Annotated in this window: 17 protein-coding genes and 1 riboswitch; of the genes, 9 read left to right on the top strand and 8 right to left on the bottom strand. The window is 68.4% G+C overall.

Translation table 11 applies throughout. From position 1 onward, the window contains the following. Nucleotides 1-28: 28 nt before the first annotated feature. The 3 genes from ABD866_RS09490 to ABD866_RS09480 all read right to left on the bottom strand — a co-directional run bounded on the left by ABD866_RS09490 (nt 29) and on the right by ABD866_RS09480 (nt 7,882). Nucleotides 29-4,234 (bottom strand): beta strand repeat-containing protein, encoded by a 4,206-nt coding sequence (locus tag ABD866_RS09490; protein WP_345063804.1) that lies wholly within the window; start codon nt 4,232-4,234, stop codon nt 29-31. 321 nt (nt 4,235-4,555) lie between these two features. Further along, nucleotides 4,556-7,276, bottom strand: a complete 2,721-nt coding sequence (gene metH / locus ABD866_RS09485) for a methionine synthase (RefSeq protein ID WP_345063801.1) — start codon at nt 7,274-7,276, stop codon at nt 4,556-4,558. Nucleotides 7,277-7,313: 37 nt separating this feature from the next. Beyond that, nucleotides 7,314-7,405, bottom strand: a riboswitch (S-adenosyl-L-homocysteine riboswitch). A gap of 54 nt (nt 7,406-7,459) precedes the next feature. Beyond that, nucleotides 7,460-7,882: a PACE efflux transporter gene (locus ABD866_RS09480; RefSeq protein ID WP_345064469.1), complete on the bottom strand. Its 423-nt coding sequence runs from the start codon at nt 7,880-7,882 to the stop codon at nt 7,460-7,462. Nucleotides 7,883-8,034: 152 nt separating this feature from the next. Here ABD866_RS09480 and ABD866_RS09475 point away from each other — a divergent pair, with 152 nt between their 5' ends. From ABD866_RS09475 to ABD866_RS09465, 3 genes are all read left to right on the top strand, one after another. Beyond that, on the top strand, nt 8,035-8,940 hold the full coding sequence (locus ABD866_RS09475) for a LysR family transcriptional regulator (RefSeq protein WP_345063798.1): 906 nt from the start codon (nt 8,035-8,037) through the stop codon (nt 8,938-8,940). A 97-nt stretch (nt 8,941-9,037) separates the two neighbouring features. Further along, complete coding sequence (locus ABD866_RS09470) at nt 9,038-9,886, top strand: PPK2 family polyphosphate kinase (RefSeq protein ID WP_345063795.1); 849 nt, start codon at nt 9,038-9,040, stop codon at nt 9,884-9,886. Between the two features lie 189 nt (nt 9,887-10,075). Continuing rightward, entirely contained in the window at nt 10,076-11,377 is a 1,302-nt protein-coding gene (locus tag ABD866_RS09465; protein ID WP_345064467.1) for a Glu/Leu/Phe/Val family dehydrogenase, read from the top strand. A 700-nt stretch (nt 11,378-12,077) separates the two neighbouring features. On the opposite strand, the gene ABD866_RS09460 is transcribed toward ABD866_RS09465, so the two are convergent. The 5 genes from ABD866_RS09460 to ABD866_RS09440 all read right to left on the bottom strand — a co-directional run bounded on the left by ABD866_RS09460 (nt 12,078) and on the right by ABD866_RS09440 (nt 17,490). After that, complete coding sequence (locus ABD866_RS09460) at nt 12,078-13,463, bottom strand: immunoglobulin domain-containing protein (RefSeq protein ID WP_345063792.1); 1,386 nt, start codon at nt 13,461-13,463, stop codon at nt 12,078-12,080. Nucleotides 13,464-13,883: 420 nt separating this feature from the next. Next, nucleotides 13,884-15,032, bottom strand: a complete 1,149-nt coding sequence (locus tag ABD866_RS09455; protein WP_345063788.1) for a hypothetical protein — start codon at nt 15,030-15,032, stop codon at nt 13,884-13,886. Nucleotides 15,033-15,445: 413 nt separating this feature from the next. Then, nucleotides 15,446-16,510 carry a homocysteine S-methyltransferase family protein gene (locus ABD866_RS09450; RefSeq protein WP_345063785.1) on the bottom strand — a complete coding sequence of 355 codons (1,065 nt, stop codon included), beginning with the start codon at nt 16,508-16,510 and terminating at the stop codon, nt 15,446-15,448. A 21-nt stretch (nt 16,511-16,531) separates the two neighbouring features. Then, entirely contained in the window at nt 16,532-17,035 is a 504-nt protein-coding gene (locus ABD866_RS09445) for a GNAT family N-acetyltransferase (RefSeq protein WP_345063782.1), read from the bottom strand. Further along, nucleotides 17,029-17,490, bottom strand: coding sequence for a rhodanese-like domain-containing protein (locus ABD866_RS09440; RefSeq protein WP_345063780.1), 462 nt, complete (start codon nt 17,488-17,490; stop codon nt 17,029-17,031). Before ABD866_RS09440 ends, ABD866_RS09445 begins: the two co-directional genes overlap by 7 nt. A 106-nt stretch (nt 17,491-17,596) precedes the next feature. Between ABD866_RS09440 and pdxR the strand changes: the two genes are divergently transcribed. The 6 genes from pdxR to queC all read left to right on the top strand — a co-directional run bounded on the left by pdxR (nt 17,597) and on the right by queC (nt 24,227). Continuing rightward, nucleotides 17,597-19,072: a MocR-like pyridoxine biosynthesis transcription factor PdxR gene (pdxR, locus tag ABD866_RS09435; RefSeq protein ID WP_345063778.1), complete on the top strand. Its 1,476-nt coding sequence runs from the start codon at nt 17,597-17,599 to the stop codon at nt 19,070-19,072. Then, nucleotides 19,069-20,997 (top strand): DNA helicase RecQ, encoded by a 1,929-nt coding sequence (recQ, locus tag ABD866_RS09430; RefSeq protein ID WP_345063775.1) that lies wholly within the window; start codon nt 19,069-19,071, stop codon nt 20,995-20,997. Before pdxR ends, recQ begins: the two co-directional genes overlap by 4 nt. A 97-nt stretch (nt 20,998-21,094) precedes the next feature. Next, nucleotides 21,095-21,943, top strand: coding sequence for a hypothetical protein (locus tag ABD866_RS09425; protein ID WP_345063772.1), 849 nt, complete (start codon nt 21,095-21,097; stop codon nt 21,941-21,943). A 19-nt stretch (nt 21,944-21,962) separates the two neighbouring features. Next, nucleotides 21,963-23,162 (top strand): threonine ammonia-lyase, encoded by a 1,200-nt coding sequence (locus ABD866_RS09420; RefSeq protein WP_345063769.1) that lies wholly within the window; start codon nt 21,963-21,965, stop codon nt 23,160-23,162. 122 nt (nt 23,163-23,284) lie between these two features. Then, entirely contained in the window at nt 23,285-23,428 is a 144-nt protein-coding gene (locus ABD866_RS09415; RefSeq protein ID WP_345063766.1) for a hypothetical protein, read from the top strand. A 97-nt stretch (nt 23,429-23,525) separates the two neighbouring features. Next, nucleotides 23,526-24,227, top strand: coding sequence for a 7-cyano-7-deazaguanine synthase QueC (gene queC / locus ABD866_RS09410; protein ID WP_345063764.1), 702 nt, complete (start codon nt 23,526-23,528; stop codon nt 24,225-24,227). The last annotated feature ends 245 nt before the right edge of the window (nt 24,228-24,472 follow it).

Here is a 24,472-nt window from a genome sequence, read left to right as displayed (position 1 = left end):
CAACCAAGCACGAGCAGCCTATTTCACATCAACCACCGGCGGCCTTGCGGCGGCGCAGCCACGCGGCCATGCCCACCACCCCCAGCGTGAGCCAGGCCGGCAGCCACGGCCCCACAGGCACCCCCGTGACGCCGCCAGGCCCGAAGCCCGGGCCGCCCGCGTCCACCACGGTGCCATTGGCGCTCAGGTCATCGTCGCCCAGGCCGCCATCGGTGATGCTGAAGGTGACAACCGCCCCGGCCACCGTGGCCGGAATGGTGTACCAGTGCGGGGCGGGGTTGGCCGCCCGGGGGCCGTACTTCCAGTACTGCGCCTGCGGCGGCAGCGCCGACGGGTAGGTGATGCTGAACTGCAGCGTACTGCCCGGCGTGCAGCCCGTGGTGCTGAAATCGAACAGCCCCTGCGGGAACTGCACCGCGGCCGGGGCCGAGCCCGCCGGCGGGCTGGACGGATGGCCCGTGAGCGGAATGAACTGCGCGGTCGAGAACACGCAGCCCGCCCCGCCACCCGTGAAGCTGGCCGTGATGTCGCCGCCCCCGGTGGGCGAAGGCCCGGTGTACGTGGCACTGGGTGCAACCGTGAGCGTGTAGGCCCGGCTGCCCGTGTACGGCCCCGCGCTGCTGTCGGTGGCGGTGACGGTGAAGTGGTAGGTGCCCGGCGCCCCCACCGTACCGCTGAGCAGGCCCGCGCCAGTGAGCGTCAGCCCCGGCGGCAGCGCCCCGGCCGTGACGGCAAAGCGGTGCGGCGCGATGCCGCCCGTGGCGGTCAAGGTCTGGCTGTAGGCGGTGTAGGCCGGCGCGGCCGGCAGCGTGGCCGGGGCCACGGCGATCGTGGGCGCATTCACCGTGAGCGTGAACGTTGCGCCGCCGCTGAACGGGCCCGTGCCGGTGCTGCTGTCGGTGGCCGACAGCACCAGGTTGAAGCCGCCCGCGGCCGTGGGTGTGCCCGACACCGTGGCGGTGGTGCCCGTGGTGGCCGTCACCGACAGGCCGGCCGGCAGGTTAAGCACCTGGTAGCCGCTGTAGGGCGCGGCACCGCCGCCCCAGGTGTAGGTGCGGCTGAAGGCCGTGCCCACGGTGGCGGTGTCGGCCGTGCCCGGCGTAGCGGTGATGGTCGGGCTGCTCACGGTGAGGGACACCGTGGCCGTGCCCGAGGTGCCCGTGCCGTTGCTGGCGGTGTAGGCCAGGCTGTCGGGGCCGGCATAGCCCGCGTTGGGCGTGTACTGCAGCGTGGCCCCGGTCACGGTGGCGCTGCCGCGCGTGGGCGGCGTCACGAGGGTCAGCGACGTGGGCGTGCCGCCGGTGATGGACAGCGGCACGGTGTTGTTGGACGAACCGTAGGCCACGGTGTGCGACGAGTTGGCCGCTACCGGTGTCGCATCTGCCACCGTGATGCTGTAGCCCCGCGTGCCCGTGTACGGCCCGGTACCGGTGCTCGCGTCGGTGGCCGTGATGCTGAAGTTGAAGGTGCCCACGGCCGTGGGCGTGCCCGTGATCACGCCGTTGGTGCTGAGCGTGAGCCCGCCCGGCAGCGCACCGGCGGTGACGGTGTACTGGTACGGCGTGGTGCCGCCGCTGGCGGTGACGCTGGCGTTGTAGGCCACGGTACGCGTGCCGCCAGGCAGGCTGGCAGGCGACAGCGTGACGGTGGCAGGCGCCACCGTGAGCGCGTAGGCCTGGCTGCCGCTGTACGGGCCGGGCGCGCCGCTGCTGTCGGTGGCCGTGACGGTGAAGTTGAACGTGCCGCCGGCCGAAGGCGGGCCGTTGAGCAGCCCCCCCGAGGCCAGCACCATGCCCGGCGGCAGGGCCCCGGCGGTGACGGCGAAGCTGTACGGCCCCGTGCCGCCGCTGGCCGTGAGCGTCTGGCTGAAGGCCGTGGCCACGGTGGCCCCTGGCAGCGTGGTCGGGCTCAGCGTCACGGGCACGTCGTCGTTGACGATGGTGCCCACGCCCTGGTTGTCGGCAATGGTGGCATTGACCGCGCCGCTGAGGTTGACGAAGAAGGTCTCGTTCGATTCGGGCACGGTCTCGCCCAGCACCGGCACGCTGATGGTGCGGGTGGTCTGGCCGGGGGTGAAGGTCAGCGTGCCGCTGGTGGCCGTGTAGTCGGCCGGCTGGGTGGCCGTGCCGTCGGCCGTGGCGTAGTTCACCGTCACGGTCTGGCCGCTGGCGGCGCTCAGGGTCACGGTGAACACCGCATTCACGCTGCCGCTGTTGCCTTCCACGACCGTGACGTCGTCGATCGACAGGCTGGGCAGCGGATCGTCGTTGACGATGGTGCCCACGCCCTGGCCATCGATCACCACCGCGTTCACCACGTTGGTGACGTTGACGAAGAAGGTCTCGTTGGGCTCGTTGAGGGCATCGCCGTTGACCTGCACGGTGAACGTGTAGGTGGTCGAGCCTGGCGGGATGGTCTGGCCCGTGAGCGACTGGGCCACGTAGTCCACCCCCGCCGTGGCGGTACCGTTGGCGGTGGCGATGTCGAACGTGACGCCGCCAGGGCCGGCCGGGGCGCTGAGGCTCACCGTGAAGGTGAAGCTGGTGGTGCCTGCGTTGCCCTCGTTCGCGCTCACGTCGTTGATGGCCAGGCTCGGCAGGTCATCGTTGAGGATGGTGCCGGTCGCGCTGTTGGGCACGCCCACGGTGTAGCCTGCGCCCGCCGTGAGGGTGAGCGTCACGGTTTCGTCGGCCTCGATGGTCGCGTCGGCGGTGGGGTTGACGGTGATCGTGCCCGTGGTGTTGCCCGCCGGAATCACCAGCGGCGTCACGATGGTCGTGTAGTCGGAGCCGTTGGTTGCGGTGCCGCCGATCGTGAAACCCACCGAGGTGGCGCTGAAGGCCGCCTGGCTGAGGGTGACCGTGAAGACCAGGTTGGGCGCGCCGTCTTCAGCGACCGCGGCGGGCGAGACCGTGATGGTGGCCGTGGGCACATCGTCGTTCAGGATCGTGCCCGTGGCGCTGGCCGGCACCCCGACGGTGTAGCCCGCGCCGGCTGCCACGGTCAGCGTCACGGTTTCGTCGGGCTCCACCGTGCCATCGACCGTGGGGTTGATCACGATGGTGGCCGTGGTCGCGCCGGCCGGAATGGTCACGGTGGCCACGCTGCCGGTGTAGTCGGTCCCCGCCGTGGCCGTGCCGCTGGTCGTAATGTTGACCACCGTGGGCGATGACAGGTTCAGGCTGCGGGTGACGGTGAAGGTCAGGTTGGTGGCCCCGTCCTCCGACACGCTGGCGGGCGATACGGCGATCGACACCGAGGGCGGGGGGCTCACGGTGAGCGTATAGCTCTCCAGTTCGAAGTACACGCCCGGGCCGGTGCTCGAGTCCGTCACCCGCAGCGTGACCGGGTAGTTGCCCGCGGGATCGGTGGTGGTGCCGCTGACCACGCCGGCGCTGGAAATGCTGATACCGCTGGGAAAGCTCCCCGTTTCCAACTGGTAGACGTAGGGTGCCACGCCCCCGGTGGTGGCGAGCGTCTGCGAAAACGCCACGCCCTGGATGGCCGTGCCGCTGGGCGTGGCCAGGGTCAGCGTGGGGTTGGCCACGGTGCCGGTGTAGCCCTTGTCGGCGAACTGCGCGGTGGGCGTGGTCGCATCGGTGGAGCGCACGCTGAAGCTGTACGCCCCGCGCTGCGTGGGCGTGCCGCTGAGCACGCCGCCCGGTGTGAGGGTGAGCCCGGGCGGCAGCACGCCGCTTTGCAGCGTGTAGGTGTAGGGCGCGAGGCCGCCGCTGGACGACAGCGTCTGCGAGAACGCCGCCCCGGCCGTGAGCGCGGGCAGCGTGCCCGGCGTCACCGTGATGGGCGAGGCCGACGGGTTGATGGTGATGGTGAACTGGATGTCGCCGATGCCGCTCATCGAGCCGTCGCTGAGCTCAAAGACATCGGTCCCCCCAATGCCCGTGGAGCCGTTGTGGCTGTAGTCCAGCAGCCACGCGCCGCCAGTGCCGCGCCGCGTGGTGGCGATGCCATGGTCTTCCATGTTGGCCGGGCCGGAGTTTCCCCCATCGATCCGCCCGATCCCGCCAAAGCCGGGGACCTCGCAGTCGCTGATGTCGATGGTGACCGTGCCCCCGGCGGTGACCGTGGCCGTCTGGGGCGGGCATTCGCCCGAAGTGTGCTGGGCCAGGGCCTGCATGGGCGAGGCCGCCGCCAGCACCAGCACCAGCCCCGCACCCAGGCGCGCTGCCATACGACCGAGGCGGCGCCCCGGATGTCCCAAGAAATGCAGCATGGCGGTCGTCCCTCACCTTTGGTCGCTGGATGCCTGACCGCTGCAGTGGGCCGCCCGTTCAGGCAGCGGGCCCCGACAGCGCCAGATGCCCGGTCCCAGCCGCAGAGGGCTGGTCCAGGCGCAGGCGATTACATGCCAGACGGCGGGGAAAAGCGCCCCGACACAAGTGGGGTACCCGCCAGGGCAGAAAGCCGCTACGCGTGCGGCCTGCCCATGCAAAAGCCCCCGCGGGCGGGGGCTTGCGGCCAGAGAGGGCGATAAGGAAAAATCGACCGCTCGTGCTTAATAATCAAGCACGATCAGCTATCAAAATAATAGCATTCAGAGGTTCGGCGCCAGCAGCCGCGCCAGCGCCTTTTCGTCCATGCCCCGACGCTCGGCCATGTCGTGCAACTGGTCTTCGCCGATCTTGCCGACGTTGAAGTACACGGCCTCGGGGTGGCCGATGTAGAAGCCGCTCACGCTGGCCGCGGGGGTCATGGCCAGGCTCTCGGTCAGGCCCATGCCGATGTCTTCGGCGTTGAGCACACGGAACAGGTCCGTCTTGGCACTGTGGTCCGGGCAGGCGGGGTAGCCGGGCGCGGGGCGGATGCCCTGGTACTGTTCGGCGATCAGGGCTTCGTTGCTGAGCTGCTCGCCCGCAGCGTAGCCCCACAGGTCTTTGCGCACGCGCTCGTGCAGGCACTCGGCAAAGGCTTCGGCCAGGCGGTCGGCCAGGGCCTTGAGCATGATGGCCGAGTAGTCATCCAGCGCGTCGATGAAGGCCTGCTCTTTCTTTTCAACGCCCAGGCCCGCCGTCACGGCGAACAGGCCAGCGTAGTCGGCAATACCGCTGTCTTTGGGGGCCACAAAGTCGGCCAGGCAGCGGCTGGGGCGCATCACGCCCTCCACCGCCTGCTTCTCTGTCTGCTGGCGCATGCCGTACCAGGTCATGGCCACCTCGGTGCGCGATTCGTCGGTGTAGAACTCGATGTCGTCGCCCACGCTGTTGGCCGGCAGCAGGGCCATCACGCCGGAGGCAGCGAGCCAGCGGCCTTCGATGATCTTCTTGAGCATGGCCTGGCCGTCGGCCATCACTTTGCGGGCCTGCTCGCCCACCACCTCGTCTTGCAGGATGGCGGGGTACGGCCCGGCCAGGTCCCAGGTCTGGAAGAACGGGCCCCAGTCGATGTACTTGGCCAGTTCGGCCAGGTCGAAGTTCTTGAACACGCGGCGGCCCAGGGCACGGGGTACAGCCGGCTGGTAGCCGGCCCAGGCGATGGGCGTGCGGTTGGCGCGGGCCTTGGCCAGCGGCCACAGGGGCGTTTGCTTCTTGTTGGCGTGCTGGGTGCGCACCTTGTCGTAGTCGGCGTTCAGCTCCTGCACGTAGGCCTGCACCCCGTCGCCCAGCAGGCTTTGCGCCACGCTCACGCTGCGCGAGGCGTCGGGCACGTACACCACCGGGCCTTCGTAGTGCGGCGCGATCTTCACGGCGGTGTGCACGCGGCTGGTGGTGGCGCCGCCGATGAGCAGCGGGATCTTCTTCAGGCGGAAGTAGTCGTCCTTCTGCATCTCGCCCGCCACGTACTGCATCTCTTCGAGGCTGGGGGTGATGAGGCCCGACAGGCCGATGATGTCTGCGCCCTCGACCTTGGCCTTGGCCAGGATCTCGTGGCAGGGCACCATCACGCCCATGTTCACCACCTCGAAGTTGTTGCACTGCAAGACGACGGTGACGATGTTCTTGCCGATGTCGTGCACATCGCCCTTGACGGTGGCAATCACGATCTTGCCCTTGGACTTCACGTCCAGGCCTGCGGCTTCCTGCTGCTTCTTTTCTTCTTCGATGTAGGGCACCAGGTGCGCCACGGCGCTCTTCATCACGCGCGCGCTTTTCACCACCTGGGGCAGGAACATCTTGCCTGCGCCGAACAGGTCGCCCACGACGTTCATACCGTCCATCAGCGGGCCTTCGATGACGTGCAGCGGGCGGCCGCCCTTGGCCAGCACGGCGCGGTAGGCCTCTTCGGTGTCTTCGGTGATGAAGTCGGTGATGCCATGCACCAGCGCATGCGACAGGCGCTGCTCCACCGTGCCGCTGCGCCATTCGAGCTTCTTGCTGTCGTCCTTGGCCGCGCCCTTGGCGGATTCGGCAATCTCGACCAGGCGTTCGCCTGCATCCGGGCGGCGGTTGAGCACCACGTCTTCCACGCGCTCGCGCAGGGTGGGCTCCAGTTCGTCGTACACGCCGACCATGCCGGCGTTGACGATGCCCATGTCCATGCCCGCCTGGATGGCGTGGTACAGGAACACGGTGTGGATGGCCTCGCGCACCGGGTCGTTGCCGCGGAAGCTGAACGACACGTTGGACACGCCGCCCGACACCTTGGCCCCGGGCAGATGCTGCTTGATCCAGCGCGTGGCTTCGATGAAATCGACCGCGTAGTTGTTGTGCTCTTCGATGCCGGTGGCAATCGCGAAGATGTTGGGGTCGAAGATGATGTCCTCGGGCGGGAAGTCGACCTCGTCCACCAGCAGGCGGTAGGCGCGTTCGCAGATCTCGATCTTGCGCGCAAAGGTGTCGGCCTGGCCCTTTTCGTCAAAGGCCATCACCACGGCCGCCGCGCCGTAGCGCTTGATGAGTTGCGCCTGGCGCTTGAACTCCTCCACGCCCTCTTTCATGCTGATGGAGTTCACGATGCCCTTGCCCTGGATGCAGCGCAGCCCGGCTTCGATCACCTCCCATTTGGAGGAGTCGATCATGATGGGCACGCGCGCAATGTCGGGCTCGCTGGCCAACAGGTTCAGAAAGCGCACCATGGCGGCCTTGCTGTCGAGCATGGCCTCGTCCATGTTGATGTCGATGATCTGCGCGCCGTTTTCCACCTGCTGGCGGGCCACCGCCAGGGCTTCTTCGTACTGGCCGTTGAGGATCAGGCGCGCAAACGCCTTGGACCCCGTGACGTTGGTGCGCTCGCCGATGTTGACGAACAGCGTCCCCTGGCCGATGGACACCGGCTCCAGGCCGGACAGCTTCATGGGGGGCAGGATGGGGGCAGGCATGGGGCTCACCTGTGTCGAGTAAAGGGCAACCGGGTTCAACAGGTGAGCGTCGTTGCGAAGGCGGGGCACCCAAGCCTGACGGTGCCGGCCCGGGTGGGCGGGCGCGCCGCTGCAACGCTCCTTGAGTGCGGGCGCGATTTTACGGCGGAACGCCCGCGCGCCCCGCCCGGCCTGGTGGCTGGCTCAGCCCTGGGCGGAGGCCGGCAGGCCGAAGATGCGGTCGAACACCCAGTTGAACACGAAGGTGTAGACGAGGAAGAACACGATCAGCGCGAAGTCCATCACCAGCGCTTCCCACAGGCTGACGTTGAACCACCAGGCAAACAGCGGCACCAGGGTGAACACCAGCCCGCCCTCAAAACCGATGGCGTGGGCCACCCGCCGCGCCACGCTGCGCCCGCGCACCGCCTGGCGCGACTCCCAGCGCTCGAACGCCCAGTTGAACACGATGTTCCAGACCACGGCGATCACCGAGGCCGCAACCGAGGCCACGCTGGCATGCGCGGCACTCTGCCCCGTGAGCGCGGCCAGGCCGACGGTGGCCACGGCAATCGCGATCAGCTCGTACAAGGTGACGTACACCACCCGGCGGCGCACACCCTGCAAGCCGGCTGCGGTGCGGGGCTCGGTGGTGTGGACAGCTGCGTCGGCAGCCGCGGGAGCAGTGGGCAAGGGCGATGACATGTGGGCACTGTATGCAAGGCTGACTGACAGGTAAAGTCAGGTACTTTCAGTTTTTCTGACAATTCGGCGGTGCCATGGCCTTCCATTCCGACAACGTGCAGGTCTTTCTGGCCGTGCTTGACCACGGCTCCTTCTCGGCCGCCGCGCGGGCGCTGTCGCGCGTGCCCTCGGCCGTGAGCATGGCCATCGCCCACCTGGAGGCTGAACTCGGGGTGCCGCTGTTCGACCGCAGCGGACGCGAGCCCCGCCCCAGCGCGGCCGCCCGCGCGCTGGAGCCGCAGGCGCGGCTGCTGGCCGGGCAGTTGCAGCAGCTCAATGCGCAGGCGCGATCGCTGACCCAGGGGCTTGAAGAACGCCTCACGCTGGCGATTGCGCCCGAACTGCTGGCCGCGCGCTGGCGCACGCCGCTGGCCGCCCTGGCACAGGAATACCCGCTGCTGCAGGTGGAGGTGCTGGCCGCACCGCAGGCCGACGCGCTGGCCCTGCTGCACCGCGGGCGCGCGCAGCTGGCGCTGGTGTTCGAGCGGCCCAGCATCGACGGGCGCGAGGGCTTTCAGGAAGTGGGCAGCGAGACCCTGGTGGCCGTGATCGCGCCCGACCACCCGGTACTCGGCCCCGCACGCACGCCCGGCGCACCGCTGCCCCGCCTGCGCGAAGAACACCTGACCCACACCCGGCAGATCGTGGTGGCCAGCCGCGACCTGGCACAGACCGATCCGCGCTTCGTGTTCGGTCGCCACCACTGGCGCACCGACAACCACCTGGCCGCGCTGGGCCTGATCGAAGCCGGCCTGGGCTGGGGCTGGCAGCCGCGGGCGCTGGTGCAGCCCCGCATCGCGGCCGGTACGCTGGTGGAGATGGCGTTTGAAAACCTGAGCAATGGCGTGGCGCTGTGGGTGGATGTGGTGTGGTCCAAAGAGCGGCCGCTGGGCCTGGGCGCGCGCCGCTTTGTGGCCCTGATGCAGCAGGCCGCCGCCTGAGGCCTTGCGCAGCTGCCGCTGGTGCGAGGCGCGCTGCTGCGGCATGCTGCACGGCATGGCGCCCCCGGGTGCCCCACCCCCAGCCTGGAGACTCCGCATGACCCCTTCCGTGTTCACCCGCCTGCCCCTGGCGCTGCAGCAGGCCTGGTCGCCCTGGCAGCCCGGGCCGCTGCTGCCCGGCCTGGACGCCGCCGACCCGGCCGCCAAGCCCTTCTCGCTGGGCGACAAGGCCCGCGACAAGGCCGCGGTGGAAGCCCTGGCCGAAGAGCTGGACGCGCTGCAAAACCTGTTCTACGCAGACCGCCGCCACAAGCTGCTGGTGGTGCTGCAGGGCACCGACACCTCGGGCAAGGACGGCACCATCCGCGCGGTGTTTGGCCGCATGAGCGCGCTGGGCGTGCACGCCGTGGGCTGGCGCGCGCCGCACGAGGCCGAGCGCGCGCACGACTTCCTCTGGCGCATCCACCAGCAGGTGCCGGGCGCGGGCGAGATCACGGTCTTCAACCGCAGCCACTATGAGGACGTGCTCGTGCCCGTGGTGCAGGGCCAGATCAGCGCCGAGCAGCAGCGCCAGCGCTTCGCGCACATCAACGACTTCGAGCGCATGCTCAGCGAAACCGGCACCATCGTGCTCAAGTTTCTGCTGCACATCGGCAAGGACGAGCAGCGCGAGCGTTTGCAGGCGCGGCTGGACGACCCGGCCAAGCACTGGAAGTTCAGCATGGACGACATCGCCGCGCGCCAGCGCTGGGACGACTACCGCCGCGCCTACGATCAGTTGCTGGCCGCCACGCACACGCCTTGGGCGCCCTGGACCATCGTACCCGCCAACTCCAAAACCCACCGCAACCTGATGGTCGCAACACTGCTGCGGGGCCTGCTGCAGTCGCTCGATCTGCGCTACCCCACGGGCGACCCAAGCATCGTGCACTTCACGGTGGAGTGAGCGCGCCCGCCTTTCCCCTGCGGTGGGCTTGCACCCCGCCAGCCCGCGCCAGTGCTGCATTGCAGCAAGCGGAGCGCCTTCCCAGCGTTATGCATTAAACGCATACCAGCCCAAAAAACTGGCCTTGGACAGCCCCGGGGGGGCCCGCCTAAGCTGCGCGCCATGACTTTCTCCCACAAGGAAATGACCATGTCGAACACCCCCGGCAACCTGCCCACCCATGCCTTGCCGTCCTACCTGCAGGCCGACCACCTCGGCCCCTGGGGCATCTACCTGCAACAGGTGGACCGCGTCACGCCCTACCTGGGCAACCTGGCGCGGTGGGTGGAGACACTCAAGCGTCCCAAGCGCTCGCTGATCGTGGACGTGCCGATCGAGTTGGACAACGGCACCATCGCCCACTTTGAGGGCTACCGCGTGCAGCACAACACCAGCCGCGGCCCCGGCAAGGGCGGCGTGCGCTTCCACCAGGACGTGACGCTGTCGGAAGTGATGGCCCTGTCGGCCTGGATGAGCATCAAGAACGCAGCCGTGAACGTGCCCTACGGCGGTGCCAAGGGCGGCATCCGGGTCGATCCCAAGAAGCTCTCGCGCGGCGAACTCGAACGCCTGACGCGCCGCTACACCAGCGAAATCGGCCTGGTGATCGGCCCGACCAAGGACATCCCCGCACCCGACGTGAACACCAACGAGCAGATCATGGCGTGGATGATGGACACCTACTCCATGAACGTGGGCGAAACCGCCACGGGTGTGGTCACCGGCAAGCCCATCCACCTGGGCGGCTCGCTGGGCCGGCGTGAAGCCACGGGCCGCGGTGTGTACACCGTGGGCGTGGAAGCGGCCCACCACATCGGCCTCAAGATCGAAGGCGCACGCGTGGCCGTGCAGGGCTTTGGCAACGTGGGCGGCATTGCGGCCAAACTGTTCGCCGAAGCCGGTGCCCGCATCGTGGCGGTGCAGGACCACACCGGCACCATTGCCAACGAAGCTGGCCTGAACGTGACCGAGCTGCTGCGCCATGTGGCCGACAACGGCGGCGTGGGCGGCTTCCCCGGGGCCGAGAAGATGGAACCCGACGCCTTCTGGGGCGTGGACTGCGAAATCCTGATCCCCGCCGCGCTCGAAGGTCAGATCACCAAGGCCAACGCCGGACGCATCCGCGCCAAGATGGTGATCGAGGGCGCCAACGGCCCCACCACCCCCGAGGCCGACGACATCCTGCACGATCAGGGCGTGCTGGTGCTGCCCGACGTGATCGCCAACGCTGGCGGCGTGACGGTGAGCTACTTCGAATGGGTGCAGGACTTCTCCAGCTTCTTCTGGACGGAAGAAGAGATCAACGCCCGCCTGGTGCGCGTGATGAAGGAAGCCTTTGCCGGCGTCTGGCAAGTGGCCCAGGAGCACAAGGTCAGCCTGCGCACCGCCACCTTCATCGTGGCCTGCCGCCGCATCCTGCACGCCCGCGAAATGCGCGGTCTGTACCCCTGAACCTGGCAACCGATGCTCCGCACGCGCCCGGCACGCCCCGGCGCGGCGGCCACCCCATGCGTGGGTGATGCGCAGAGTGGAGCCCTGCGCACCTGAACTTCGCGCCGCTGGCGCACCGTTCAGCCACTTCGGCCACCGTCGTCTTCGGGCGCGGTGGCCTTTTTTTGTATCAGCGTCTCCGGATCTTGCCTTCGGATCCCGAAGTGTTCTGGTGAGCGCTTAGTGGCAACGCAGCGAGGGGCGATCATTGCCACAAACCACACAGCTGCGCACTGACCCGTTCGGTGAACTGACTGGCGCAGGCTGCGCAAGGCATTTCAACCAGGGCGTCATGGGACATCTGCGTCGGCATGGAGATACCGCCGGCATTGATCATCGTGAACAGGGCCTCCCTAGGCAGTGGGATCGAAGCCATGCGCAGGCAGATCCGGCATATCGAACGGACCATCGGGCGCCTGAAGATCGACGGGTGATGGTCTGCTAGTCCATCGAAAGGGCGCGGGGCGATGCGCTGCGAATCGTGATTGCCATGAGGAGCGCATCCCCTCCCTCTTGATCCTGGCCGCGTTGCGGCTTCGACGCACCCGATTGGTGGCTGTCAACCCAAGAGCCCGCTAGGCGCTGGTCGACGCCCCCGTCGGACGCACAGCCGTCTGGTGCTGAGAACTTGACGGTACAGGGCGAAAGCATCGAAGCCCTCTCAGAAAGGCGAGGGGTCCGCTGGCAACAACACACCAAAAAATCTCGGTCCGGCCGCATCCCAGCCTTCCAGGTAAAGCTGCCCGTCCGACCCAATGCCGATCCACTTCGACGTTCGACCCAAAACACCCGGAGATCCGAACTGTGTCTTCTCCTGCGAGCCCCACGTCCCGGCCACGGTCAGCACGTTGCCCTCGGCATCCACCTTGCGTACCAACGTGCTTTGCGCCGACTTGTAGAGAAAGAACACACTGTTGCCACGTGCCCCCATTCCCCAGGTGATTCCGTTGGTCTGGGCAGGAGTGCGCACCGAAATCATCTCAGCCTTGCCATTGCGCACCCGGACCCATTGCTCACCATACAGCTGGTACGCAGCTGCAACGCGCGGACTGGAAGTGACCAAGGTTGCGTATACCGTTCCATCGGCAGTCACCGCAACGAGACCTTTCGAACGCAATACAAAATCGTAGGGCACCCCCCCCGCAGTCAACGGCTGCTGTCCGCTCACCTGATAAAGCGTCGTGATCTGAAGACTGCCTGCAGTGATTTTCAGAACGTCACCTGTCTTTAGGTCGACGGTATAAAGATTGCCCGAAGTATCGCGTGCCAAACCACTCGGAGTGATCCTGTCAGATTCAAACAAGGGGATAAACTGACCGGAGACAGGCTCCAGGCGATAAATCCCGCCGCCCACGGCCTGATACGTATTGATGTTGAGGGCCACGCTTGCGATCAGACACCGGGCCACCAGGATCTCACGGGTCGCCGGGTCTTCCCATACGGCGATCTGGGTATAGGTGTTTGGCACCCGGGGCAGTCGGAATGTCTCTGTCACGCTGCCGTCAGCGCGGCTGCGCCTGAGTACATAGTCTCCCGCTTCGAATGCGGCCGCGTACACCCAAGCCCCAGTACCGATCGCGATGTACCCGAACTCTGCAGGGCTGGTCGACTCGGGCGACGCGTAGGCCGTGAGGGACTCTGACCAATCCGATGCAACCACCTGACCCGCGGCATGCACGCGGAGTACGGCAGAGCGCGAATGGACAGCACCAACTGCGTTGGTCAAGACCACACTGAACCGTGCTCCATGGTCAGATCGCAATGCGTTGGACACCACCAAAGAACTGCTAGTAGCACCCTCGATGACAGTTCCATTGCGAAGCCACTGATAACGCAACTGGGTCTCGTTCTGGGCAGTTACCGTGAAACGCGCCGTCTCCCCCTCGGTCACCACAGCGTCCTGGGGCTCCAGCGTGACGACCGGAAGGGACGCAGGATTGTCTCCACCGCCCGAACAGGCGCTCAAACCAACACCCAGGGCCCACAACCCCAGCGCCCGACGTCCGATCGGGCGACCGTATTCTGAAAATGAATCTATTTGCTTCATATTGTTTCAACTTGCCACAAATCATTTGAAACCAACGCAGATTGGATGAACGATATCCAAGACGCTTAGATGGCCATCATATTGTTTGTGCCCAAAAGCCTACCAAGCATTTTTCACCATCATTCAAAAACAAATATCTGCGAAACGCACCCATGGCAATACTGCTGCGCTGAACGGATCGCACGGTGATGCGTGCTTACGCCTGATTCGCCTCCGCTACGGTGTAACTCGTGCCGAACCGGCGGCAGGTATCGCTAGTTTCGCAAGGGATGGACACACCATCCCGGGCTCTCACCGGTTCGCTTCGCCCCCTATGCCGAGACTGGCGTGCGCAAACAGCACATGCATCGGTGAGGGGCGCTTGACCAGGCCGCATGCCGCCCCGGCGCGGTGGCTTTTTTGTGGGCCCGGGCCTGGGTGTCAGTCTGAGGGGACGGCGGGCGACGTGGCCGGCGGCTCCAACCCTGGCGCGGTGGGCCGCTGGCCCGGTTCATCACCGGCCGCCGTCAGGGCCGCGGCGGGGGCCACCGGCCGCACGTCCAGGCAGAACGGCTGGGCACAGGGCGCGCGGCCCTCGTAGGGGCAGCCTGCGCGGTCGCACAGGGTATGGGGCGCGTCCAGCACATCGGCATCGGGCCGGTGGCCGCTGGCCTGGGCGGCGGCCATCTGCGCCCAGGCGTCGGTGCGCGGCTGCAGGGTGTCGCGGCCGTACACCAGGGGCGGCACCCAGGGCGCGAGTTCCAGCACCAGCAGGCCGCTGCTGCGCTGGCCCTGTGCATCGGCCAGCAGCAGCGCGTACGCGCCCGCCTGCAGGCTGGCACCGGCCCCGGCAAAGGCCGCCTGCACCGCAGCCGGACTGCTGCCGAGCAGTGCCGCCGGGGTCGGGCCTGGCAGCAGCAGGGTGAGCACGCCTTGGCGGGGGCCGTCGGGCGTGTGCAGCACAGCGGGCGCGCTGCGCCAGGGTACGAGCATCGGCAGACCCGCCCCCTCGTCCTGCAACGCAGCCGCCGCGGGCAAAGACGGCCAGGCCTGCGCGGCCAGCAGGCGCGGGCCAGGGGTTGCGCCTTGGGCCTGGGCGGGGCTGGGCCACAGAGCGGGCAGTACGGCCTGCAGCAAGGCGGCCATGGGACGCGGCACGCCCGCTGCAGGCCATGCGGGAGGCAACGCCCCGGGCGCAGCGGGCGCGGCCACCCCCGCAGGCCCGGGTGCACTGGCCAGGCCAGGACGCGGCAGCACCGCAGGCTGCACCCCTGCGGGTGCCGCCGCCCCGGGCAGCCCCTGCGGCGCGCGGCCCGACCACGACACCTGGGCCGACGGGCTGGGTGCCGCCGGGGGCCGCCCGGCGGCGGCCCCGGCCCCCGGGACGGGCGGCGAAGGCACAGGGACTGCGGCAGGCGATGTTGGGGCGGGTGGGGGCAGCGCGCCCTCAGGCCCGGGACGCAGACCGCCCAATGCGTCGGCGGTGCCGCCCTTGCCCAGCAGCGCAGCCTGGCGCTGGAGCGCGGCTTCGGCCAGGGCCAGCGCCAGGGGCGCGGCTGCAGTGCGCGGGGGGTCGATCGGGGCGGCCATGGTGTGTCGGGCGGCAGATGCTGCCCATTGTGGCGGCGCAGTGCGCGCTGCGCCAGCCACTCGCCGCAAGCCTTGCCGAATGGCCCCGTTCTGCTATTGAATCAATAGCTGCCTGTGCTTGATTTTGCTGGGCCACAGGCCGATTGGAGGCTCACCCGGAATGCCATCGCCAGCATCGCCGCTCGCCAGACCCGGGGGATGCCCGGCGGCCCTCCACTGCCGGGCGGCACGCCTTGCTGCAAGCCACCAAACGCTATCAAATTCAGAGCGGCTCGTGCTTGACTCTGCTGGGCTGCCGGGCGATCGCACGGCGTGGCACATGCACAGCACCACCGACACAGCAGCACTGCACACCCTGCCCAGGCCGCCGCCAGGGCGCCGGGTGAGGGCTGCGCAGCCTCAGGCGACGGGGCTCAGGCCGCCTCGCGGTAGAACAGGGCGCGCGTGCGCAGCGGGGCCACGGCCTGGCCGATGGCGGCGATGTGGTCGGGCGTGGTGCCGCAGCAGCCGCCCACGATGTTGACCAGGCCCTCGGCCGCAAACTCGTGCAGCAGGCGGCTGGTGACTTCGGGGGTTTCGTCGAAGCCGGTGTCGCTCATGGGATTGGGCAGGCCGGCGTTGGGGTAGCAGCTGATGAAGGTGTCTTCGGCCACGCGGTTCAGCTCCTGGATGTAGGGGCGCATGAGCGCCGCACCCAGTGCGCAGTTCAGGCCGATGGCCAGCGGCCGCGCATGGCGCACGCTGTGCCAGAAGGCGGTGACGGTCTGGCCCGACAGGATGCGGCCCGAGGCGTCGGTGACGGTGCCGCTGATGATGAGCGGCAGGCGCTCGCCGCTGGCCTCAAAGTATTCGTCGATGGCGAACAGCGCGGCCTTGGCGTTGAGCGTGTCGAAGATGGTTTCCACCAGCAGCACATCGGCCCCGCCTTCGACCAGCGCGGCGGTCTGCTCGTAGTAGGCGGCGCGGAGCTGCTCGAAATCGACGTTGCGCGCGCCCGGGTCGTTCACATCGGGGCTGATGCTGGCCGTTTTGGGCGTGGGGCCGAGCGCGCCCGCCACAAAGCGCGGCTTGTCGGGCGTGCTGTACTTGTCGCAGGCGGCGCGCGCGAGCTCGGCCGAGCGCAGGTTCATCTCGCGGGCCAGATCGGCCATGTGGTAGTCCTCCTGCGCGATGGTGGTGGCGCCGAAGGTGTTGGTCTCGACCAGGTCGGCCCCGGCCGCGAGGTAGGCCTCGTGGATGTCGCGGATCACGTCGGGGCGCGTGAGGCTCAGCAGTTCGTTGTTGCCCTTCACATCGCGCGCAAAGTCCTTGAAGCGGTCGCCCGCGCCATCGGGGCCGCTGTAGCCCTCGCCGCGGTACTGGGCTTCGCTGAGCTTGAAGCGCTGGATCATCGTGCCCATGGCACCGTCGAGGATGGCGATGCGGCGGGCGAGGATGTCGGGCAGTTGCGCAGCGCGCGTGTAGGCAAGCGATTTCATGCCCCGATTGTAGAAACCCGGTCAGGCGCCGGGCGGGCAAGGGCTTTGCCCGCATGCCAGGGTGTAGCGCTGCTTGGTCAGCCTCGTGGCACCCAGCCGGTCGTAGAACCGGATCGCGCCCTCGTTCCACACCGGGGTTTGCCACTGCAGCTGTGCGAAGCCCAGCGTGCGGGCGTGGTCGACCACAGCGCAGAGCAGCGCCTGGCCCAGCCCATGGCCCCGTGCCGCAGGGTCCAGGTACAGGCAGTCGAGGTGCAGAAACGGCCGTGCCGCCAGGGTGGCGTAGTCCACCGTGGCGCTGGCGTAACCCACGATCTGCGCGTCACGCAGTGCCAACCACGCGTGCAACCGCCCGCTTTGCAGCGCCTCGGCCAGGCGCGCTGCATGGCCGTCGGTGCAATGCGCCAGGCGCTCGTAGGCCGCATGGGCGGCGCACAGGCGGGCCAGCGCCGCAGCATCGCCCGGCCACGCGGGGCGTACCGCACCACCCGCAGGCCGCGGCAGGCAGGTGCCAGTGGTCAGCATGCGCACTCGATGGCGGGGCGTGCAGCCGGCATGCGGCCAGGCTCAGGGCCTGTGGCCACAGGCTGGCCGTCGCGGATCCAGAAATCAAGACCACCCAGCATTTCCTTGACCGTGAAGCCCAGGCGCGCCAGTTTGTAGGCGCCCTTGGTGGAGCCATTGCAGCCAATGCCATCGCAGTAGGTGACATAGACCTTGCTGCGGTCCAGATGCGCCGTGGTCTGCGCGTCCATGGTGCGGTGGGGAAAGCTCAGGGCACCGGGTACGTGGCCCTGTTCGTAGTGCGCGGGCGAGCGGGTGTCGATGACCACGATGGCGTCAATGCCGTTGCGCAGGTCTTCCGCCACATCCCAGGCGTCGGCATGGAAGCTGAGCTTGGCCGCCATGTAGTCGCACGATTGCGCAGGGGTGGCGGCAGGAAAGGCCAGAACACTGGAGGCGGGGGCAGGATGGGTCATGGTGGCTCCTCAAAGTCATGCGGGGGTACAGCCGCTGTCTGCAGTGTGGGCTCAATTGGCCTTATAAATAAGACCAATTTCAAACCATCAATAAGACCCATACGCCATGACCACGATCAAGCCGCGCCTGCTGCTGTCGCTGATGGACACCCAGGCCGCTGGCGGGCGACGGGCACGGCTGTGCGCCGCCCTGCGCGAGGCCATGCGCAGCGGGCAGGCCACGCTGGGCGAGCAGTTGCCCTCCAGCCGCCACCTTGCGCAAGACCTGGGGCTTTCCAGGGTCACCGTTGAGGCCGCCTATGCGCAGCTGGAAGCCGAGGGCTACCTGCGCCGCCAGGTGGGCCAGGGCAGCTTTGTGGCGATTGACATGCGCGCCACCGGACCCCGCCCCAGCGGCCGCCCTGTGCGCGCAGCGCCGCCTGCGGATGCGCCGCCGCTCTTGTCGGCACGCGGGCGGCGCATGGTGGACACCGGGGGCTGCCGCGAGCCCGAACACCCCCGCGCATTTGTGGCGGGAAGTCCCGATCTGCAGGCGTTTCCCACCGCGCTGTGGCGGCAGCTGCTGCAGCGGCGGCTGCGGCAGAACGCCGAGGCGCTGATGTTTTATGGCGACCCCCAGGGCCTGCCCGCACTGCGCGAGGCGATCGCACGCTACCTGGGCCAGTCGCGCGGGGTGCGTTGTCATGCGGGGCAGGTGCTGGTACTCACGAGTTCGCAGCAGGCGCTGCAGCTGCTGTCGGCCGCGCTGCTCGACGATGGAGACACCGTCTGGATGGAGGACCCCGGCTACGCAGGCGCCCGCACCGCCTTCTGCGCCTACGGTGCCCGGATGGTGGACATACCGTTGGACGAGCACGGAGCCACGCTGGACGCGACCCGCCCGCCCGCGCGGCTGATTTACCTCACCCCGTCGCACCAGTTTCCGACCGGTCGGGCCATGTCGCTGCCGCGCAGGCTGAGCTTCATTGCGCACGCACGGGCCAGCCGAGCATGGCTGATCGAGGACGACTACGACAGCGAGTTCCTGTACGACCACCAGTCCACACCGGCGCTGCAGGGGCTGGACGACCATGGCCAGGTGATCTACATCGGCACCTTCTCGAAATCGCTGTTTCCGTCGGTGCGGCTGGCCTACATGGTGCTGCCCGAAGCACTCGTCGCCCCGCTGGTGACCGCACGCACCATCTGCGACGGACATCCTTCGCAGCCCATGCAGGCGGTGGCCGCAGACTTCATGGACCAGGGACACTTTGCGGCCCACCTGCGGCTGATGCGACAGCTCTACCGCAGCCGACGTGACGCGCTGCTGCAGGCGCTGCACAGCCATCTGCCCTGGGCCAGCCCCATGGACCACCGTGGCGGCCTGCAGATGGCCGTGCGTCTGCCCGACGGGTGCGAGCAGGCCTGTACCCGGCAGGCCGCGGCGCTGGGCATTGCCACGCCCAGCCTGGGGGAGCTGTACCACGCCGCGCCAGCCGTCGACGGCTGGCGCCTGGGCTTTGCCGCACTACCGCCCGAATCCATCGACGCGGCGGTGCGCACGCTGGCGCGCGTCAGCGCTCATGGACAATACCGCCCATGAACGTGATCGAAGTTTCTGCCGAGGGCGACACCTTGGGTGCCTGCTCCGCCGTACTGCACGAAGTCTTCGGTTACACGGCCTTCCGCGGTGCGCAGGCGGACATCGTCACGCACGTCAGCGATGGCGGTGACGCCGTGGTGCTGATGCCCACGGGCGGCGGCAAGAGCCTGTGCTATCAGGTGCCAGCCATCGTGCGCCAGCAGCGGGGCCGTGGGGTGACCATCGTGGTGTCGCCGCTGATTGCGCTCATGCACGACCAGGTGGGCGCGTTGCACGAGGCCGGTGTGGACGCGGCCTTCCTCAATTCGACGCTCGACTTCGATGCCGCGCAGGACGTGGAGTGGCGGCTGCAGACCGGCCAGATCACGCTGCTGTACGCCGCGCCCGAGCGCCTGACCACGCCGCGCTTTCTGGGCCTGCTGGACAACCTGTACGCGCAGGGCATGCTGTCGCTGTTCGCCATCGACGAGGCGCACTGCGTGAGCCAGTGGGGCCACGACTTCCGCCCCGAATACCGCGCGCTCAGCGTGCTGCACGAACGCTTTGCCGGCGTGCCGCGCATCGCGCTCACGGCCACGGCCGATGAACTCACGCAAAGCGACATCGTGGAGCGGCTGCAACTGCAGGATGCGCGCCGCTTCGTCAGCAGCTTTGACCGGCCCAACATCCGCTACACCATCGTCGAGAAGAAAGAGCCGCTGGTACAGCTGCTGCGCTTCATTGAGCGCGAGCACGCGGGCGAGGCGGGCGTGGTGTACTGCCAGTCGCGCCGCCGGGTGGAAGAAACCGCCGCCGCGCTGTGCGACGCGGGCCTCACCGCCCTGCCCTACCACGCGGGCCTGCCGGCCGAAACGCGCCAGCTCCACCAGGACCGCTTTTTGCGCGAAGACGGCATCGTGATGGTGGCCACCATCGCGTTTGGCATGGGCATCGACAAGCCCGACGTGCGCTTTGTGGCCCATGTGGACATGCCCAAGAACATCGAGGGCTACTACCAGGAAACCGGCCGCGCGGGCCGCGACGGCCTGGCCGCCGACGCCTGGATGGCCTATGGCCTGCAAGACGTGGTGCAGCAGCGCCGCATGATCGACGAAAGCCCCGCACCCGACGCCTTCAAGCAGGGGCTGCGCGGCAAGCTCGACGCCCTGCTGGCGCTGGCCGAGGCCACCGACTGCCGCCGCGTGCGGCTGCTGGCCTACTTTGGCGAGGTGTACGGCGCCGGCCCCGAGGGCGACGGTGTGCCGCGCATGGCCTGCGGCAACTGCGACAACTGCCTGAACCCGCCGGCCGTGTGGGACGGCACCGATGCCGCGCGCAAGCTGCTGTCCACCATCTTCCGCGCGCACGAAGCCAGTGGCCTCACGTATGGCGCGGGCCACATCCTCGACATCGTGCGCGGCAAAGAGACCGACAAGGTCCGCCAGTTCGGCCACGAGCGGCTTTCCACCTTCGGGCTGGGCGCGCAGTATTCCGAAGCGCAGTTGCGCGGCGTGCTGCGCCAGTTGCTGGCCACGGGCGCCCTGGGCCTGCACACGGTGGTGACCGAGCAGGGCCACAGCTTCGACACGCTGTGCCTGACCGAAGGCTCGCGCGGCGTGCTGCGCGGCGCAGTGCCCGTGCACCTGCGCGAAGCCAGCGCATCGCCCAGTGCGCGGCGCACGCGCCGCACCAGCACCACCCCGGTGGCCGCGGCCAACCTGGGGCCCGATGCGCAGGTGCGTTTCATCAACCTCAAGGCCTGGCGCGCCGAGGTGGCGCGCGAGCACAACCTGCCCGCGTACGTGATCTTCCACGACGCAACACTGGCCGCGATTGCCGAGCGCAATCCTGCGTCGCTGGACGACCTGCAGGGCATCAGCGGCATGGGGGCGAAGAAGCTCGAAGCGTACGGGGCCGAGGTGCTGCGGGTGTGCACGCAGGCCTGAGCGGGCGCGCACGCCGCGCAGGGCTTGACGGATTCGGGTTTACCGGCGCACCCAAAGCCGGTAAGGTCGGCGTTTTGCCAACCGATCAGGAGTTTCCGTGTCGCTGCTGTCCCGTCTTCTTGTCACCGCTGCCACCCTCTGGGCCCTGTCGGCACAGGCCTTTGCCCCACAGGCCGGCACCTGGATCGTGAGCGCCGAGCTGGACGGCAAGCCGGGCCGTGGCATGGCCATCGACGTGCAGAACGACACCTTCGTCATGCAGATGTACGCGTACGAAAGCTCCGGACAACCCACCTTCTACCTGGCCGTCGGCACGCTGAGCAACAACCAGGTGGCGGCGCCCCTCACGCGCTACGAAGGCGGTCGTTTTTTTGGGAGCGCGCCGCGCTCCGGCGTGCTGGCCGGCAATCCGGGCACCGTGCGCATGCGCTTCACCAGTGGCATTGCGGGCTTTGTGACCTTCCCGGGCGAGCCGGAGCGTGCCATGCACCGGGTGAACTTTGCGTACCCGTTTGCTCAGTCGAGCCTGCGCGGCGTGTGGTCCTTCAACAGCCTGGGCAGCATGGGCCTGACCGCCGAGGCGGTGCAGCTCACGACATCGGCCGGCAGCACCAGCGGCGGCAACGGCATTCTGGCCACCAGCGACGGCCGCTTTGGCTGCGAGCACCAGACCAGCGGCGAACTCGCGGGTGGGGTGCTGTGCGTCAAGCTCAACGGTTCGGGCCAGGTGCAGCGCGCATATTTCTTTGTGTACAGCGTCAACGAAGGCGAGGGCTATATGCAATCGGTGGGCGTGGCTGATGACCAGTTGCTGTCGGTACGCCGCCTGACCACCCCCTCGGGCGTGGGCACGGGCATCGTGATCAAGGAAGAGCCGGCCAGCCCGGCCGACCTGGGTCAGCTGCAGCAGCGCCTGGCCGAAGCCGCGCTGCGCCTGCAGCGCTGAACCAAAGGATCGACACACCATGCTCACCCTGCAAGACATCCAGCACGCCGCCGCCCGCCTGCACGGCCAGGTGCTCGACACGCCCTGCGTCGAATCGCGCACGCTGTCGGAAATCGTGGGCGCGCAAGTGTTTCTCAAGTTCGAGAACCTGCAGTTCACGGCCTCGTTCAAGGAACGCGGCGCCTGCAACCGCCTGACCCTGCTCACACCCGAAGAGCGCGCGCGCGGTGTGGTGGCCATGAGCGCGGGCAACCATGCGCAGGGCGTGGCCTACCACGCGCAGCGCCTGGGGCTGCGGGCGGTGATCGTGATGCCCCGCTTCACCCCGGCGGTGAAGGTGGAGCGCACGCGCGGCTTCGGAGCCGAGGTGGTGCTGCACGGCGACACGCTGGAAGAAGCCCGCGCCCACGCCTATGCGCTGGCCGATCAGCAGGGCCTGACCTTTGTGCACCCGTACGACGACGCGGCGGTGGCCGCCGGCCAGGGCACGCTCGGGCTGGAGATGCTGCAGGCCGTGCCCGACCTCGACGTGCTGGTGATTGCCGTGGGCGGCGGCGGCCTGATTGCCGGCGTGGCCACTGCGGCCAAGGCGCTGCGCCCGGGCATCGAGGTGGTGGGCGTGCAGACCACGCGCTTTCCGGCCATGGTCAACGCCATCAAGGGCACGCAGCATCCGCAGGGCACCTCGACGATTGCCGAGGGCATTGCCGTGGGAACGCCGGGCCAGATCACGCGCGAGGTGGTGGCGCGGCTGGTGGACGATCTGCTGCTCGTGGACGAAGGCGATATCGAGCAGGCCATGCTGATGCTGCTGGAGATTGAAAAAACCCTGGTCGAGGGCGCAGGCGCTGCCGGCCTGGCCGCGCTGCTGCGGCATCCGCAGCGCTTTGCTGGCAAGCGGGTGGGTCTGGTGCTGTGCGGCGGCAACGTCGATCCGCTGCTGCTGGCGGCCATCATCGAGCGCGGCATGGTGCGCTCGGGCCGGCTCGTGCGCATCAAGGTGAGCGCACGCGACGTGCCCGGCGTGCTGGCCCGCATCACGGCCACCGTTGCCGACGCCGGGGCCAACATCGAGGAGGTGCACCACCAACGCGCCTTCACGATGCTGGCCGCGCAGAACGTCGATATTGAGCTGGTGCTGCAAACGCGCGGCGCAGCGCACATCCAGGACGTGCTGGAGCGCCTGCGCACGGCGGGTATGCAGGCCGAACGCCTGTGAGCAACGCGCTCTGGCGGTGTGATGGCCGCGCCAAAGGGCCGTGCAGCGCAGGGGCTTGGCCACCGGTGCGGGCGGCCCGCTAGAATCACGGCAGTTTGTCTGCCCTCAAGGAAGATCCCACCATGTCCGATCACAACCACACGCACGCCTCTGCCCACTCCGACGATCCCGTCGAGCGCATCGTGGAAAAGATGCCCGTGGTGCTGCCCGTGGTGGGCGGCGTCATGATGTTCCTGCTGGCCTTCATCGCCATCTCCATGGCCTGAGCGGCGTCCCGCCGATCACGCCACGCCCCGCACCGCGGGGCTTTTTTTCGTCCAGCGCCGGGGCAGCCCATCGCCCCGGCCCAGCCAGGAGCTTTCCATGCGCAGCGGCCACGCCCTCGTTCTGTTTTCCGGTGGCCAGGATTCGGCCACCTGTCTGGCCTGGGCGCTCACGCATTTCGCGCGGGTCGAAACCGTCGGCTTTGACTACGGCCAGCGTCACCGGGTCGAGCTGGCGCAGCGGCAGGTCGTGCTGGCCTCGCTGCGCGAGCGCTTTCCCCAGTGGGCGCCGCGGCTGGGCGACGACCACGTGCTCGACCTGGCCGTGCTCGGCCACATCAGCGACACCGCGCTGACCCGGGATGCCGCCATCCGCATGACGGCCGAAGGGCTGCCCAACACCTTCGTGCCCGGGCGCAACCTGCTGTTCTTCCAGCTCGCGGCCGCCATTGGCTACCGCCGCGGCCTGCACACCCTGGTGGGCGGCATGTGCGAGACCGACTTTTCCGGCTACCCCGACTGCCGCGACGACACACTCAAGGCCCTGCAGGTGGCGCTGTCGCTCGGCATGGGCCAGCGGTTCACGGTCGAGACCCCGCTGATGTGGCTGGACAAGGCCGCCACCTGGCAGATGGCGCTGGAGCTCGGCGGCCCGGCGCTGGTGGAGCTGATGGTGGAAGACACGCACACCTGCTACCACGGCGACCGCACGCACCGCCATGCCTGGGGCTACGGCTGTGGGCAGTGCCCCGCGTGCGAGCTGCGGGCCGCTGGCCACGCACGCTGGCAAGCGGCAGGCTGACCGACCGCCACCGCGCGGCCCGGGGCGCGCCCGCAGGGCAGGGGCCGCCATGCGCTGCCAGCGGCAGGAGCCTTCCGGCGAAAACCCTCCGCTTGATTGATTCGGTAAACGCTACTGATTTGATAGCTGCTCGTGCTTATATAACAAGGGCGGTTTCAAGTCCAAGCGCAACACTTGTATTGGTTCAATGCACCGAATCAGGCTGCTGCGTCAGGCGCTGCAGATGTTGGGCATACACCTCCAGC

Origin of the sequence: Acidovorax lacteus, from assembly GCF_039540375.1 — a bacterium.
GTDB lineage: Bacteria > Pseudomonadota > Gammaproteobacteria > Burkholderiales > Burkholderiaceae_C > Acidovorax_G > Acidovorax_G lacteus.
The sequence above is the reverse complement of the archived record's forward strand: the minus strand, read 5'-3'. Positions and strand labels throughout refer to the sequence as shown.